Annotated in this window: 13 protein-coding genes; 5 read left to right on the top strand and 8 right to left on the bottom strand. The window is 34.1% G+C overall.

Annotated elements, in window-relative coordinates; translation table 11 throughout:
* Positions 1–4: 4 nt before the first annotated feature.
* Positions 5–1,195, top strand: coding sequence for a MalY/PatB family protein (locus BM319_RS13580; RefSeq protein WP_091023163.1), 1,191 nt, complete (start codon positions 5–7; stop codon positions 1,193–1,195).
* 180 nt (positions 1,196–1,375) lie between these two features.
* Positions 1,376–2,605 carry an MFS transporter gene (locus BM319_RS13575; RefSeq protein WP_091023161.1) on the top strand — a complete coding sequence of 410 codons (1,230 nt, stop codon included), beginning with the start codon at positions 1,376–1,378 and terminating at the stop codon, positions 2,603–2,605.
* Positions 2,606–2,649: 44 nt separating this feature from the next.
* On the opposite strand, the gene truA is transcribed toward BM319_RS13575, so the two are convergent.
* Positions 2,650–3,393 carry a tRNA pseudouridine(38-40) synthase TruA gene (gene truA / locus BM319_RS13570; RefSeq protein WP_091023158.1) on the bottom strand — a complete coding sequence of 248 codons (744 nt, stop codon included), beginning with the start codon at positions 3,391–3,393 and terminating at the stop codon, positions 2,650–2,652.
* A gap of 247 nt (positions 3,394–3,640) precedes the next feature.
* On the opposite strand from truA, the gene BM319_RS13565 reads away from it, so the two are divergent.
* The 3 genes from BM319_RS13565 to BM319_RS13555 all read left to right on the top strand — a co-directional run bounded on the left by BM319_RS13565 (position 3,641) and on the right by BM319_RS13555 (position 7,589).
* Entirely contained in the window at positions 3,641–4,759 is a 1,119-nt protein-coding gene (locus BM319_RS13565; protein ID WP_069035286.1) for a CdaR family transcriptional regulator, read from the top strand.
* 86 nt (positions 4,760–4,845) lie between these two features.
* Positions 4,846–6,258, top strand: a complete 1,413-nt coding sequence (gene glcD, locus BM319_RS13560) for a glycolate oxidase subunit GlcD (protein ID WP_069035287.1) — start codon at positions 4,846–4,848, stop codon at positions 6,256–6,258.
* Positions 6,255–7,589, top strand: coding sequence for a (Fe-S)-binding protein (locus BM319_RS13555; protein ID WP_091023156.1), 1,335 nt, complete (start codon positions 6,255–6,257; stop codon positions 7,587–7,589). The genes glcD and BM319_RS13555 overlap by 4 nt, the downstream gene beginning before the upstream one ends.
* A 116-nt stretch (positions 7,590–7,705) precedes the next feature.
* Here the strand turns inward: BM319_RS13555 and BM319_RS13550 are convergent, their stop codons facing one another.
* The 7 genes from BM319_RS13550 to BM319_RS13515 all read right to left on the bottom strand — a co-directional run bounded on the left by BM319_RS13550 (position 7,706) and on the right by BM319_RS13515 (position 16,087).
* Positions 7,706–9,355 (bottom strand): Ig-like domain-containing protein, encoded by a 1,650-nt coding sequence (locus BM319_RS13550; protein ID WP_091023154.1) that lies wholly within the window; start codon positions 9,353–9,355, stop codon positions 7,706–7,708.
* A gap of 377 nt (positions 9,356–9,732) precedes the next feature.
* Positions 9,733–10,587: a MurR/RpiR family transcriptional regulator gene (locus tag BM319_RS13545; RefSeq protein WP_069035290.1), complete on the bottom strand. Its 855-nt coding sequence runs from the start codon at positions 10,585–10,587 to the stop codon at positions 9,733–9,735.
* 203 nt (positions 10,588–10,790) lie between these two features.
* Positions 10,791–11,681, bottom strand: a complete 891-nt coding sequence (gene murQ / locus BM319_RS13540; RefSeq protein WP_069035291.1) for an N-acetylmuramic acid 6-phosphate etherase — start codon at positions 11,679–11,681, stop codon at positions 10,791–10,793.
* Between the two features lie 66 nt (positions 11,682–11,747).
* Entirely contained in the window at positions 11,748–12,656 is a 909-nt protein-coding gene (locus BM319_RS13535) for an N-acetylglucosamine kinase (protein ID WP_091023152.1), read from the bottom strand.
* Positions 12,657–12,706: 50 nt separating this feature from the next.
* Complete coding sequence (locus BM319_RS13530; protein WP_069035293.1) at positions 12,707–13,024, bottom strand: PTS lactose/cellobiose transporter subunit IIA; 318 nt, start codon at positions 13,022–13,024, stop codon at positions 12,707–12,709.
* A gap of 32 nt (positions 13,025–13,056) precedes the next feature.
* Complete coding sequence (locus BM319_RS13525; protein WP_069035294.1) at positions 13,057–14,391, bottom strand: 6-phospho-beta-glucosidase; 1,335 nt, start codon at positions 14,389–14,391, stop codon at positions 13,057–13,059.
* Between the two features lie 403 nt (positions 14,392–14,794).
* Positions 14,795–16,087, bottom strand: coding sequence for a PTS sugar transporter subunit IIC (locus BM319_RS13515; protein WP_069035296.1), 1,293 nt, complete (start codon positions 16,085–16,087; stop codon positions 14,795–14,797).
* Between the last annotated feature and the right edge of the window lie 33 nt (positions 16,088–16,120).

Here is a 16,120-nt window from a genome sequence, read left to right as displayed (position 1 = left end):
CGAAATGAAATACAAATTTGATCAGATATTTGATCGGACCGGTACTTATTGTACACAGTGGGACTATATTGAAGATCGATTTGGAGTGCCAGATTTACTACCATTCTCGATTTCAGATACTGACTTTCAAAGTCCCGATGAAGTAATACACGCTATAGAAAAAAGAATGAAACACGGTATATTTGGCTATACGCGATGGAATCATACTGAATTTAAAGAAGCAATTATAGATTGGTTTCGTAACCGATTCTCTTGTGAAATAAAAGAAGATTGGATTGTTTATAGTCCAAGTGTCATTTATTCAATTTCAAAACTAATCGAATACTTGACGAATGAAGGTGATCATGTCGTTATCCAGACTCCGGCTTATGACGCTTTCTTTAAAGTCATTCAAGATAACAATCGTTTCATTTCTGACAATCAATTAATCTACGAAAATGGTAAGTACCGAATCAACTTTGAAGATTTAGAACAGAAACTATCTCACGAGCGTGCCAAGGTCCTTCTACTTTGTAGCCCGCATAACCCTACAGGACGTGTTTGGACAAAACATGAATTAGATATAATTGATGGCTTATGTAATAAACATAATGTATTTATTATTTCAGATGAAATTCATATGGATGTTGTACATGATCCTTATTCCCATAGTCCGATTATAACCACTGGCAGTGACTTGAGAAATGTGTGTATATGCACTTCCGCGAGTAAAACGTTTAACACTCCTGGACTAGGTGGATCATATATGATTTTACCTAATGAAACGATAAAACAAGCTTTTCTTTTATCATTGAAAAATCGAGATGGCCTTTCATCCGCAAGTATTTTTGGGACGTTAGCGACAATTGAAGCCTACAAAACTTGTGAAGAGTGGGTTGATGAATTGACCGAATATATTCATGATAATTTAAAAACAGTAGAAGACTTTATTAACGAACAACTTCCGAATCTTAAATTTACAGTGCCAGAATCAACATACCTAGCATGGATTGATATTTCCAGGCTACCTTTTTCTAGCGAGCAATTACAACATGCACTTGTTCATCATGCAAAAGTTGCCATCATGCCCGGTGAGACCTATGGTGAAGTTGGTAAAGGATTTATCCGTATGAATATCGGCTGCCCAAAGCCTAAGATTATTGAGGGATTAAATCGTCTAAAAAAGGCAATAGATTACTTAGAAAGTAATAACTAGTTAATTTAATAACCTCTAAAAGTAGAAAATCAACAAACTACTTTTAGAGGTTTATTCATTTGAAAAAAATAGTTAAATATCCCTTATTCAATTTTGTTAACAAGTAGTTATTAATTAGCAAAGTAACATATATTCTATTAAATCGCTTTTTTTTAGAATATAAATTGGGGAAGTGTTAGAATGTATTCCACTAAAGCTATTAAGCATTCATCAAACTGGTATGTCTTACTTTCGTTTGCTGTACTTGCTGGAATTAGTCAAATGCTTTGGTTAAATTTTGCACCTCTAATTTCATATTTAAAATCGCATTATGAAGTTTCAGAATCAGATATTAATCGGTTATTAATTGTATTTCCATTAATTTATATCGTATTTTCTATTCATTCAGGTAAAGTAATAGATCGAGCTGGCTATCGATTTAGCATTTTACTAGGTGGCATTTTCATGTCAGTTTTTTCTACTATTAGAATTTTTGATTCTAGCTTCTCGTTTTTACTAATTGGTCAAATAGGAATTGCGATTGGCCAACCTTATATTTTAAATGCAATATCAAGTTTAGTAGTTGATTGGTTTCCGAAAAATAAACAAGCTACCGCCACTGGCATAGGTACAGTCGGTATGTTCGTCGGTATGGCAGTAGCCTTAGCAGGGACACCGCTTCTTGTAGATCTGTTTGGATTCCAAGCCACATTAGTCATCATGGCAATTATAACTATACTTGCAACACTCGTCTTTTACTTCATCGGTCATCATAATTCAGATTTCAACCGAAATTCCAGTACTTCAGGAAGTTTTAGTACTACATTTAAATTATTGAAAAACAAAAATCTTTTACTACTAAACATTGTTTCCTTTCTAGGCTTAGGAGTCTTTAATGGACTAACATCCTGGCTTGAACAAATCTTAAAACCGTACGGAATTTCATCAGAACAAGCCGGAATTATAGGAGGCACGGTAATAGTCGGTGGCATTATTGGTTCGATCGTTATCCCGCTGTTTTCAGATAAAATTGGTAAAAGAAAGCCCTTCTTATTAGTCACTATAATCGGCTCCCTACTATTAATCTATCCTGTTTGTACTTCAAGGAATTTTACTGTTCTAATTGTAATAGGCAGTGTACTTGGATTCATATTTTTACCAGCCTTTGCTTTGCTATTGTCTGCTACAGAAGAGCTAGTTGGTGACAAAGTTTCCGGTGAAGCTACAGGACTACTTTTAATGGCAGGGAATTTAGGAGCTGTTATTGTAATTGGAGCAATGCAGCTAATTAAAGGCGAGCAGACAACGTGGAATCATTCAGTTTTTTTCATGCTAATCTTAATGCTTATTGGATTTTTCCTTATGATTTTATTTAAAGAAAGAGCTTGTTTGGTAGTAGATAACAAGAAAAATGCTAACGAACATAAGTAAAAAAAGCATTGGAATCCATATATTCCAATGCTTTTATAGTTAAATTAAGACTTAAATTCTATTTTCTCCAAATATAACCCACCCGGATCTGCAAGATTACTCACTTGAGCACGATCCTTTAAGTCAATTATTTTTGATATATTTTCAGCTTGTAGTCTACCTGCTCCAACTTCAATTAGTGTTCCTACGATTTTTCTTACCATATTGTATAGGAAACCATTTCCGCTTATTCTTATTTGAAGAAATCCGTCTATCTTTTCAAAATCAATCGAGTAGATTTCTCGTACCATCGACTTCTTTTTAGATTTGGCATTTGAGAACGCTGTAAAATCATGTTCACCTAAAAAGTACTTGGCTGCAGCCTTCATTTTTTTAAGATCTAGTTTCTCTTCTACATGCATACTATATTTGCGCATAAATGGATTCGTATATTCCTCATTCCAAATTTTATATATATACGTTTTTGAACTAGTATTATATCTTGAATGGAAACGGTCAGATTCAATCGAAACTTCCTTTATACTAATATCTCTAGGTAAATAACGATTTAAATAACTTTTAATTTCGATTTCAGGCAGGTTCTCTTTTATTTTAAAATTAGCAACCTGTTCAAATGCGTGTACACCTGCATCAGTTCGACTACTTCCAATAATTTCAATTTCTCTTCCTACCATTTCTGATAGTACATTCTCAATTTTACCTTGAATTGTATTTTCACCATTACCAAGCCTTTGCCAGCCTTTATAACGGCCTCCATCATATTGAATGACTAATTTATAATTGTTCATCTCTTGCTCCTTTATCTAACTCTATGTATGTACTATTTTGTCTTTAACGTTAAGATTTTAAAGTACTTATCTTTTTTACTTCCTGCTCTTAACACTTTACCACTTTTTTATTACATATCCTATTTTTAGCCTATTGGCTCTAAGTTCATAACTTTTTTCACTTTTTCACAAACTACTTTAAGACTATATAGTAGAAATAAGACATTTTACATTATACTAATAGTAACAATTTTTAAGGGAGTTTGACATGGTACTTGATGAGTTGGCACTAAAGATTATTAATGAAGTTAGAAAGTTAATACATGAAGATATCATTATTATTAATACAGATGGCATCATAATAGCAAGTACAGACCCAGCACGAACTGGCACATTTCATGAAGGCTCATTAATTGCAATTAATGAAAGAAAAACATTCACAATCACATCTGATGATGAAAATCGTTTAAATGGTGTGAAGGCTGGAATTAATCTTCCTATTTATTTTCAAAATGAAATAGTCGGAGTAATTGGCATTACAGGAAATCCAGAGCAAATTTCCCCTTTTGGAGAAATGCTTCGTAGAATGACAGAATTATTGATTAGAGAAAACTATTATACAGATCAAATTGATTTGCAACAAAGAACGCTTGAAGCGTTTGTATTTGATTGGATTCAAGATATTGAGTGGGATGATTATTTTTATGAACGTTCTACTATGCTAAATATCGATTTAAATTATATTAGGCAGGTTATTATTTTTGAATGGGAAAATACCAAAATGGTCCCAATCGATACAAGACAACTAATAATTGATTTGGCGAATCGTAATAAAGATGACGTATTTGTTCGTTGGGGCAATAATCGAATTGTATTTTTGATGAAAGTTGACGATACGAATAAAGATATTCATATACTACAAAGAATACATGATTTATATGAGATCATAAAAAGTCGATTAAACTCACCCATTTCTGCAGGCGTTGGGCAACAAATCTCTCCAAAACAATTGCATCAATCATATCATCAAGCGGATCGAGCATTAAAAGTTGCATTAAAATCAAGTTCAATTATTTTTGATGAAGATTTAACAATTGATTTAATTCTGCAGGAACTTTCACAAGAGATTAAGAAAACATTTATAGAACGGACAATTGCACCTTTATTAAGTGAAGAAGATTTATTTATTACAATCAAAGAGTATTTAAATCAAAATCAATCTCTTAAAAATACCGCACAATCCTTACATATTCATATAAACACACTTCTATATCGCCTAGGTAAAATTACTGAATTAACGAAATTGAATCCAAAAGATATCCAAGATTTAGTTAAATTGTATATCGGAACATACCTACTAGATGATTCTACAAAAAAACACCGATAAATGGTGTTTTTTCTGTATGTTCCTCTATAGTAAATTCATCTATTTACTCTTTATACTTGAATTAAGATAATGGGGGGAATTTATTTATGATTACAAATGACATTGCACAAAGTTTCATAGCAATTGTTGGAAAAGAAAATTATGATGATTCAAAAGTAGAGAGACTCGTATATTCTTACGATGCTACACCAAATTTGCAAGCTCTTCCGGATGCAGTCATTAGTCCTCGTTCTACTAAAGAAGTATCCGAAATCGTTAAAATATGTAACGAAAACCACATTCCAATCGTTCCTAGAGGTTCTGGAACGAATTTATGCGGTGGTACTTGTCCAACAGATGGCGGTATCGTGATCTTATTTAAACACTTAAACAATATTCTCGAGATAGATGAAGAAAACTTAACAATTACAGTTCAACCTGGTTTAGTGACTCTTGATATGATCAATACAATCGAAGAAAAAGGTTTATTTTATCCACCAGATCCAAGCTCAATGAAAATTTCTACAATTGGTGGAAATATTAATGAAAATTCAGGTGGTTTACGTGGATTAAAATATGGTGTAACACGTGATTATGTAATCGCACTTGAAATCGTATTAGCAAACGGAGACATCATTCGAACTGGTGGAAAGCTAGCAAAAGATGTTGCTGGATATGATTTTACTCGTTTATTTGTTGGTTCTGAAGGAACTTTAGGTATTATTACCGAGGCTACATTAAAGCTTATTCCGATGCCAGAAACGAAAAAAACAATGCTTGCATTATATGATAGCTTGGAAGATGCAGCCAAAACGGTTTCTAAAATTATCGCTAATAAAATTATTCCTACTTCCCTAGAATTTATGGATCAACCTACACTAGAAGTTGTTGAAAACTTTGCGCAGATTGGGCTACCAACCGATGTAAAAGCTGTCTTATTAATTGAACAAGATGGTCCTAGTGAAGTTGTAAACAGAGATATCGAATTAATAAAATCAATTTGTCAGCAAGAAAAATGTATTTCAGTTAGCGTAGCTAAGTCCGAAGAAGAAGCAGTAGCATTACGTACGGCTAGACGCTCTGCTCTTTCAGCTCTTGCACAATTAAGACCAACAACAATTTTAGAGGATGCGACTGTCCCTCGTTCTAAAATTGCTGAAATGGTCTCTGCAATTAATGTGATTGCTGAGAAACATAATGTAAAAATTTGTACATTCGGTCATGCAGGAGATGGAAATCTACACCCTACTTGTCCTACGGATGCTCGTAATCACGAAGAAATGGAACGAGTAGAAATGGCATTTGCAGAGATATTTGAAAAAGCAATTGAACTAGGTGGCACGATTACAGGTGAACACGGTGTTGGAATCGTAAAAGCTCCTTATCTAGAATTAAAGCTTGGTAAAGAAGGCATTAACGCAATGCTCGCTGTCAAATCAGCTTTAGATCCGAATCATATTATGAACCCAGGCAAAGTCTTTGCAAAAGACAGTCGTAAAAGAATGGTGGTGTCAAAATGACAACACTTCAAGAACAACAAGCTATCGGACAACAATTTAAAGAGCGTATGAACGAAGACGAGCTTTTAAACTGTATGCGATGCGGTTTTTGTTTACCGAGCTGTCCAACATATATTGAATCCGGTCAAAAAGAATCACACTCACCACGTGGTCGCATCGCTTTAATGAAAGCAGTAACGGATGGATTAATTGAACCAGATGAAGATGTGGAACGTACACTTGAGCTTTGTCTTGGATGCCGTGCATGTGAGCCTGTTTGCCCTTCTGGTGTGAAATACGGTCATCTACTAGAAGAAGCTAGAGATATTATTGCTCAACACAAAAAACATTCACTCCCTGCACGAGCTGTTCGTAAAGTTGTATTTAAAGAACTTTTCCCGCATCAAAAACGTATGAGACTTGCAGTTGGTTTATTAGGTTTATATCAACGAACAGGCCTTCAAGTCGTAGCAAGAAAAGCTGGTATTATGAAGTTGATCCCAAACAATTTATCTGCAATGGAAAAGGTTTTACCAAAGGTCCCTACTATGAAACAAATGAAGTCACGCCCTGACTATTTGCCACCATTAAAAGAAAAAGTAAAGAAGGTTGCATTTTTCTCTGGATGTTTAATGGATACAATGTTCTTAGAAACAAACAATGCAACGATGAAGCTTTTACAATTAGCTGGTTGTGAAATTGTCATACCAAAAGACCAGGCGTGTTGTGGTGCATTACATGGTCATAGTGGTGAAAAGTCCATTGCAAAAGATATGGCAAAGAAAAACATCGAAGCCTTCGAAAATCTCGGAGTAGATTATATCATTACAAATGCAGGTGGCTGTGGTGGTTTCCTAATTGACTATGATCATCTTCTTAAAGATGATCCAAATTGGAAAGATCGAGCTCTTGCGTTTAAAAATAAACTAAAAGATATATCAGAAATTCTAGTAGAAGTTGAGTTTCATAACAAAGTGAAATTAAGTTTACCAGAACAAATTATTACGTATCAGGATTCATGCCATTTAAGAAATGTCATGAAAACCGCTTCTGCTCCAAGAACATTATTGAAGTCAATTCAAAATATATATTATCACGAAATGAAAGATGCAGATCGTTGCTGCGGCTCAGCTGGTATTTATAATATCGTCGAATCCGAAATGTCAATGCAAATACTAGATTACAAGATGAAACAAGCAACAAAAACACAAGCTACTACAATTGTAACTGCTAACCCTGGATGCTTATTACAAATGAAGCTAGGTGTAGATCGAGAGAATCAATCAGAACATATGGAAGTTGTACACATAGTTGATTTACTTTTAAAAGCCGCTGAATATAAAGCAAATTAATTCTAAAAAAAACACAAGGAAATTAATTTTCCTTGTGTTTTTTATTACCCTACTATACGTTTTGATTTTATAAAATCAAAGGGCCATGGAAAGAATCCTTGGATCCCATGTAAATATTAATGACTTACAACTGTATATTTTGCAGCAGCACTTGTATTTCCTGCTTTATCTTTTGCAGTTACAGAAATAACTGTTCCTTTTTTCTGTGCTTTGATACTAACTGAATAAACTCCACTAGAGTTAGTTGTTGCAGATCCTAATACAGTAGTACCTTTTTTAACTGTCAAAATTGAACCTTTTTCAGCTTTTCCAGTAACTTTTAAATCATTGTCGTCTACACGATTAATCGTTGGTTTAGATGGTGGGATTACATCAACGACAGTTACTGTAGTCGCTACGCTTGTATTTCCTGCAGCATCTTTAGCAGTTACCGTTAATTTTGTCCCAGCCGCTTGAACCGCGATTTTCGCTGAAAACGTTCCAGTAGTTGTAGCCTTTACAGTCGCTAGTGTTGTTGTCCCTCTTTTAATCGCAACAGTAGAACCAGCTTCAGCTTTACCTGTTACAACTACATCGTTATTATCAACTCTGTTAACAGTTGGTTTTGCAGGCGCAATTACGTCTACAACCTTTGTTGTTCCAGCCACACTCGTATTACCAGCAGCGTCTTTAGCATAAACACTTAACGTTACTCCTGCTTTTTGAACAGGAATCTTAACTGAATAAGTTCCAGTAGATGTCGCTTTTGTAGGAGTTCCTAATACTGTACTACCGTTTTTAACTGTTACAGTAGAATTCGCTTCAGCTTTTCCAGTTACAACTACATCATTGTTATCAACTTTATTTACAGTTGGTTTAGTTGGTGCAATAACATCAACAACTTTTGTTGTCCCAGCAACACTCGTTTTCCCAACAAAGTCTTTAGCATAAACACTTAACGTTACTCCTGCTGTTTGAACTGGAATCTTAACTGAATAAGTCCCATTATATGTTGCTTTTGTAGGAGTTCCTAGTACCGTACTACCGTTTTTAACTGTTACAGTAGAACCGGCTTCGGCCTTACCCGTAACAACTAGATCATTATTATCAACTTTATTTACAGTAGGTTTACTTGGTGCATCATTTAATAATGTATAGACTCCATAATAATCATCTTCGGTATTATCATCGTATTCATCATTATCATCATCCCATGCAACTACATAATATGTACCAGCTTTAGCTTGATAGTATTGTTGTTCAAGATCAGTATCTTCATCATAATCGTAACCTAAATCAATTAGTTTATTATCTTCAACAAAATCTTTTTGATAAATGCCCATTGCTAATACAATATGTTCAGAACCAAAAGCAGATCCACCTAAAGTAATTTTCCCATCGGTAGGTACAACGATTTTATAAAGGTCTACATCATCCAAAGGAAGCAATTGACCGTACATATTTGCTCCAATTGGTAAATCATTTGCTACATCAAAATCATCATTTACTTCTTGTTCGTCCAGTTCTTCAATCTCATTATCTAGAGTAGTATAATTTAATAGATTTATAGATGATTTATTAGTAAAGCCAGTAAGATGTGATTTTAAGTTTAGACCATTAAATGTATGTAACTCCTTTGCACCTTTCGGAAGCAGCTTTTCAACGTGGCTCTCACTGCTTTTCTTTAATAAATTATAATAGTTTCCTTCAGCATGAGCAGTTGTGAAAGAAAATGGTGAAGCTAATAAACCTAAAGTTGCTAAAGATAAAATTCCCTTTTTCATCATAATATTCTTTCCCCTTTGTATTTCGTTCGTTATAGTGAATCTCTTATTAGTATCCTTTAATAATTAGCTATGTGCAATACAAATTTTGCATTATACTAACAAAACTTTATGACCACCAAACAGTGCTCCGGCCAAAGTAATTGGACAACACCAATCACAATAGCCTTTTCCTTTTTTCTGCCTTCCCAAGCAGCTTTCTAATCCTCCTTTGTATTTTTATTGTTAACTATATTCTACCAACTCACCCTTTCATTTTTTTGAGCACCCAACTGCTCATCATACTAACTGTCTTAAAAATAAAAAGCACAAAGAACTTAGATTCCCTTGTACTTTTTATATAAATTGCCTATCTCCTGTTTTAGCCTTGAACCTTACTTTTATTTTTTTAACGAAGAAATAGCCGTTCTTGTTTGATCGATATACTGAATTGTTTGATCGTACTCTTGTGTCGCGACCGCCATAAATAAAATATCGATGACATGTAGTTGAGCCATCCTTGAAGACGTTGCTCCACTACGAAATGTTGCTTCCCTATGTGGAGAATTAAATAATTTAATGTCCGCTAAGTTTGATACAGAATTGGAACCAAATCCAGTGATACTAATGGTGTTCACGCCGTTTTCCTTTGCAATTTGAAATGCTTTCTGGACCTCTAGCGTTTCGCCAGAAAATGAAATTCCTACTAAGACATCATTCTCCTCGTGGTTCGCTATTTGAACAGCTAACAAATGCAAATCAGTAAATGCAGAGGTGTATTTTTTTATACGTAAGAACTTTTGTTGTGCGTCTAAGGCGACAACCATTGACCCACCTACACCGAAGAAATAAATATTTCTCGCTTTTGTTAAAGCTTGAACAGCTTCCTCTAAATCACTCACATTAATAATATCACTAGTATCTTTGATAGCCTGGATATTGTTATTCATCATCTTTTTAATAATGGATCCAGTTGATTCCCCTAAATTGATATCTCTTGATCCTACTTCTGTTGTCGTGATAATATCACCTGCAATTCGCAGCTTAAGCTCTTGAAAACCCTTTAGACCAAGTGAACGACATAATCGAATAATTGCAGAATTACTTGTTTGACTTCTTTCTGCAAGTTCAAAAACTGTATATTGAATCGATTTTTCTGGGTTTTCAATTATATATTTAGCTGCTCTTCTTTCAGATGGTGGAAGCTTATACAGCATTTCGTTTAACATGATTAAACCGCCATTTAGTGCATTCATTTAATCTACTCAACTCTCTTTTTATTTATATAAAATGATGAATTATAAAAATCTTTATCCGGCGTTTATTGCTTCTTTAACCGTGTTGACCACATGATTACAACAAAATTATATAGTATAAAATGAAAAATCTGAATCATATTTTGATATGAAATAGAAAAGCGACATACTAGTGAAAAAAATGACTAGTTGTCGCCTTCTAATTAATTTTTTACTACTTTGCTAATAAAACCACTAGCTTTATTCAAACTAACAATTGCTTCATCATAATTCATTCCGGTTAAAATCATAATGATTGCTACTTTCGTTTGATTATTTGCTTTCAGTAAGTAATTACTTGCCGTTTCATAATCACAGCCAGTAGCTTCAACGATTATTCTTTTTGCTCGATCAACTAGTTTACTATTCGTTAATTGCAGGTCTACCATTAGATTTTTATATACTTTTCCAATACCAATCATTGAAGCTGTCGAAATCATATTACAAATTAATTTTTGAGATGTTCCAGCTTTTAATCGTGTAGAGCCTGTCAACACTTCTGGACCATTATCTACTTCAATTTTTTGGAGGGCAACCTCTCCAATTTTTGAATCTTTATTACATGCTACCGCTACAGTTTTTGCCCCAATCTCGTTTGCATACTTTAAAGCACCAATTACATAAGGCGTTCGTCCTGATGCTGCAATACCGATCACAATATCATTTTTTGTAAGTGATATTCGTAATAAGTCTGCCTTACCAAGCTCTTCGCTATCTTCGGCACCTTCAACAGCTTTAATAAAGGCCCTCTCTCCGCCTGCAATTAATCCAATGACTTCACTAGGATTCGTTCCAAATGTAGGTGGACATTCAACTGCATCAAGCAGACCAATTCGTCCGCTTGTACCAGCACCTGTATAAATTAAACGTCCTCCGTTTTGAAATGCTTCAACAACTAGTTGAACTACCCTTGAAATCATCGGAATTTGTTCTCTAACTGCTAGAGCCACCTTTTGGTCCTCTTCATTCATTATATTTAAAAACTCATCAACGCTTAGTTGATCTAAGTTACTCGTACGCTTGTTTCTAATTTCAGTTGTTAAGTTCTCTAACACAATTACACCTCAATCATAAAGCAGGATTTTTTGTACTACCTGTTCTTCCTGTTTTAGCTCACTTAATTATTCCTTACGTGAATTTATTTCTTTCATGGCTAATAGATATCCTCCGAAGGTCGAAGAGATTTCGTTCGTATAAAAGGTTACTGTTGGATAGTGCTCATGAATTGTTTGAATAAACGTTTTCTGAACGACGGGTATTTTACTTAAAATACTTCCTTTTATTGCAACTCTTGGCTCTTCTCGAAGATTTAACTTTTTTATGGCTTGAATCGTCGTTTTCCCAAGAAGTTGACCTGCTCTTTCTAGAACAGACAATGTCATTAAATCACCTATGTTGGCCATTTCAACTATAAATGGAACATGTGAAGCAATCTCGGCTTTTGTATTGTGGTAAATATATTTTTTAAGTTCTTCTGCTTCTTTTAACTGCAATTTTCCCAGCATTTTCAAAGATAAATAACTTAATGGGATACCCTCATCAAATTCCTGTGTAATCTTTTTAAAGATTTCCATGCAAATCCAATATCCGCTTCCTTCATCCCCTAAAAGATGTCCCCATCCGCCTGCCGTTACAGTACGCTCTTTATGTATTCCAATACAAATTGAACCCGTGCCAGCGATTGTTAATACACCACTTTGTCCATTTAGTAATGCTGCATGTGCAATTTGTGCATCATTAACAATTTTAAATGGGATATCAAAAGCATCTTTTAATGCTTTTTCTAAAGGACCCCGGTCTTTCACTCCACCAATTCCAGCAATTCCTAAAAATAAGAACAGGCAATTCTCTTTTGATAAAGGGCTCAAGCAATTTTCAATTGCTTCTATAATGTGATTAATTCCATCTTTTTCATTGATTAGTAAATTACTAAAACCAGAATAACCTTGACTAATAATTTCACCTTCTAAATTATAAGCAATAGCTTCTGACTTCGTTCCTCCACCATCAAGACCTATAACATATTTCACTTAAATTGCCCCCTACCCTCTTTCGTCTATTCTATGACGATATGAACCGATTATTTCTCGGCTAATTTTTTATGTAAACGAATGATATGCTCTATAAGCTTTTGTTCACTCATTGCAGTCATTAAATGATCTTGAGCATGAATCATTAATAGCGACTTTTCACTTGGCTGACCATTTAATTCAGCTTGTATTAAAGTCGTTTGTGTTTTATGTGCATGACCAATTTCTTTATGAGACTCTTCGATTAAGCGATCTGCTGTTTCAAAATCATTTTTTTCCGCAGCCTCTAATGCCTCGTAAGCTAGTGATCTTGCATTCCCACCGTGTGATATAATTTCAAAAATTTCTTGTTCGTTAGTCATCATCATATTCATACTCCTTAATTTTTGTTTTGCTATCCTTATCGAGCTGCCAATTCTTCTTTATAAAATAATGGTAAGTATTCTTTATGAGCATCTAAAAGTGCATCTAGTACATCCTTTGCAGCTTCATCACTCGGAACTAAAGGATTAATCGTTAATGCCAATAATGCTTTATCATAAGAACCAGTAACAGCTGCCTCGGCTCCAACTCGTTCAAATGATTTAATCTGCTGAACTAATCCATTTATTTGAGGTGGTAATTCACCTACTGATATCGGAATTGGACCTTGCTTTGTAACGATACAATTTACCTCTACAGCCGATTCATTCGGAATTCCCTGTATTGAACCATTATTTTGAACGTTTAATACTTGGATATCCTTTTTATCGTTATAAATAGATGTAATTAAGCTACAAGCTGCATCACTATAATAAGCTCCACCTCGTTTTTCAAGCTGAGGCGGTTTAATAGCTAAATTCTCATCTTTATATAATTTAAATAAATCATCTTCCAACTTCTTAACAACCTCTGCTCGAGTAGTACCTGTTTTGAAAGATTCTAATTCTTCGTCTAATATATGTTTCGTTTTGTAATAGTAACGATGGTATGGACAAGGAAGTACACCTAATGACATAAGAAATTCTTTTTGCCATGGTAATGGAGCAATATTTTTCATGGTCATTTGTATTTCTGGATTTGCTAATAGCTCTAAGACATATTCAGTCACTTCTTTTCCATCAACATAAACATGAAGTCCATATACCATATGGTTTAATCCTGCAAAATCAATATGTACACGACTAATATCCACTTCTAACAATTTAGCAATCGTCATTGTCATATTAATTGGTACATTACAAACTCCAATTACCTTTTTATGTTTACTATATCGAAGTAATGCTTCTGTAACCATTCCAGCTGGATTTGTAAAGTTAATCAACCATGCATCAGGACAAAGTTGCTGCAATTCTTCAGCAATTTCAAGTAATACAGGTATTGTTCTTAAACCTTTAAATAGACCACCTGCACCATTTGTTTCTTGACCAATCATACCGAATTGTAAAGGTATACGTTCATCTTTAATTCTTGCCTCAAGTAAACCTACTCGCATTTGAGTCGTTACAAAGTCAGCATCCTTTAGCGCAAATTTTCGGTCTAACGTTAAATGAATTTCCATTGGAACTCCAGCTTCTTTTACCATTCGTTTAGCTAAATTACCAACAATCTCTAACTTTTCCTTCCCTGCTTCTATATCAACTAGCCATAACTCACTTACAGGTAGCTCGTCATATCTTTTAATAAAGCCTTCCACTAATTCTGGGGTATAGCTAGAGCCGCCACCTATTGTTACGATTTTAATACCTTTATTCATGATTATCTCACCTCATAATATTTTAAGAACTCAATATAGTATTCTTTTATAGTGGGAATAACAGAAAATAACTCATTATTGTACAAACAGCCGTAGAAACTAAAATAAATTTTAACGCTTGACTCTTATTCTTGTATTTCCCTTCAAGTTTTAAAACAACAAAAGGCAATCCAATACTACAAGCAATACTATTTGCAATAAATAATGATGTCTGGTAGGCAAATCCTATTTGTTGAAAAAGAGGACAAAGTAATAAATTGATGATTATTACGAGGGAGAAAAATATAATTGCACTTTTATAATTAAACTTTATAAACCAACTAGATTCTTTCAATCTGATCACCCTTTAAATTTAATAAAGAAAGGTCGAACTGTTCTAGAAAACAGTCCAACCTTTTTACTTTTATAATGAAATACTAGTATTTTTTTCAGTTACAGTCTCTACATTTTCTTCTTGTGCAAGCTTATTATCATAAACTTTAAAAAATGGTAAATACACAAAGAATGAAATTGCGATGTTAATGAATACTAGTACAATCGCTCTCCAGTCTCCTCCAGTAGATAAATATGCTCCAATAGGTGCAGGTAAAGTCCAAGGAACCATTATATAAGTAGGTTTTACAAACCCTGCAACAGTAGCAAAATATGATAGTGTTGCTGTAATAAATGGTGTTAATACAAATGGAATAATTAAAATTGGATTTAACACGATTGGTGCACCAAAAATTACTGGTTCATTAATATTAAAGATACCTGGAATAATCGCTGATCTACCAACAGCCTTTGTATACTTCGATTTTGAGAAAAATAACATTGCTAGTACTAGTCCAATTGTTGCTCCTGAACCGCCAATCCAAATAAACCATTGGAAGAAAGTTTCTGGTGCTACGTGAGGAATAGCATGTCCAGCCGCAACCGCTTCAGCATTTTTTGCTAAATATACTTCCCAAAGTGGTCTTGCCACCGTACCAACAATCGAGTCTCCATGAATACCAAAAATCCAGAAGAACGTAATAAAGAATACTGGTACTAATACTCCTCCAAGACTGTCCCCAGCGCTAACTAAAGGAGAGATTGCTTTATCAACTAAAGTATGTAAATCAATTTTAAGCACAACAGTTACTAAAGTTAATACGAATACAACAAAAGCAACAGGAATTAATGATTCAAACGAGCGAGCCACTGATGGTGGAACTGAATCTGGCATTTTAATCGTAATTTTCTTTTCCTTAAAGAACCTCAATGATTCAACAGCAAAGATTGACGTACACATTGCCACGAATAATCCGTGACCACCCATATTCCCCATCGGTAATACCATTCCAACTTTATCATCTAATTGAGGTGTTAAAGTTAATAAGAATGCTGCAGCCGATAATTGGGCACCTGATAATGGATCTAACTTGTAGTTTTTCGCTAAGTTATATCCAATACCATAAGCAATATATAGCGACATAATATACATTGTTAAACGATATGGAATTAGAATCTCAAAAATATGCTTTTTTGCCCAAATTGAGATTGCCCATTTTTCTGGTAATGGAGGAAAAGCAATAATTAAAAATAAAGAACCAATAATAATAAAAGGTAGTGCAGAAATAACTCCATCACGAATTGAACGCAAATGTTTTTGCTCAGAAATCTTTGCCATTGGGCCAGAAAGATTTTTTTCCATAAAATTAATAAAACCGTTCATGATTCTCCCCCTTTTTCATTTTTAATGTCTACT

This window comes from Bacillus sp. UNCCL81, from assembly GCF_900112535.1.
Classification (GTDB): domain Bacteria; phylum Bacillota; class Bacilli; order Bacillales; family Bacillaceae_G; genus Gottfriedia; species Gottfriedia luciferensis_B.
The sequence above is the reverse complement of the archived record's forward strand: the minus strand, read 5'-3'. Positions and strand labels throughout refer to the sequence as shown.

Coding starts and splice junctions, on each gene's coding strand:
- BM319_RS13580 (WP_091023163.1), top strand. CDS start 5: ATGAAATACAAATTTGATCAGATATTTGATCGGACCGGTACTTATTGT.
- BM319_RS13575 (WP_091023161.1), top strand. CDS start 1,376: ATGTATTCCACTAAAGCTATTAAGCATTCATCAAACTGGTATGTCTTA.
- truA (WP_091023158.1), bottom strand. CDS start 3,393: ATGAACAATTATAAATTAGTCATTCAATATGATGGAGGCCGTTATAAA.
- BM319_RS13565 (WP_069035286.1), top strand. CDS start 3,641: ATGGTACTTGATGAGTTGGCACTAAAGATTATTAATGAAGTTAGAAAG.
- glcD (WP_069035287.1), top strand. CDS start 4,846: ATGATTACAAATGACATTGCACAAAGTTTCATAGCAATTGTTGGAAAA.
- BM319_RS13555 (WP_091023156.1), top strand. CDS start 6,255: ATGACAACACTTCAAGAACAACAAGCTATCGGACAACAATTTAAAGAG.
- BM319_RS13550 (WP_091023154.1), bottom strand. CDS start 9,355: ATGATGAAAAAGGGAATTTTATCTTTAGCAACTTTAGGTTTATTAGCT.
- BM319_RS13545 (WP_069035290.1), bottom strand. CDS start 10,587: ATGAATGCACTAAATGGCGGTTTAATCATGTTAAACGAAATGCTGTAT.
- BM319_RS13530 (WP_069035293.1), bottom strand. CDS start 13,024: ATGATGATGACTAACGAACAAGAAATTTTTGAAATTATATCACACGGT.
- BM319_RS13525 (WP_069035294.1), bottom strand. CDS start 14,391: ATGAATAAAGGTATTAAAATCGTAACAATAGGTGGCGGCTCTAGCTAT.
- BM319_RS13515 (WP_069035296.1), bottom strand. CDS start 16,087: ATGAACGGTTTTATTAATTTTATGGAAAAAAATCTTTCTGGCCCAATG.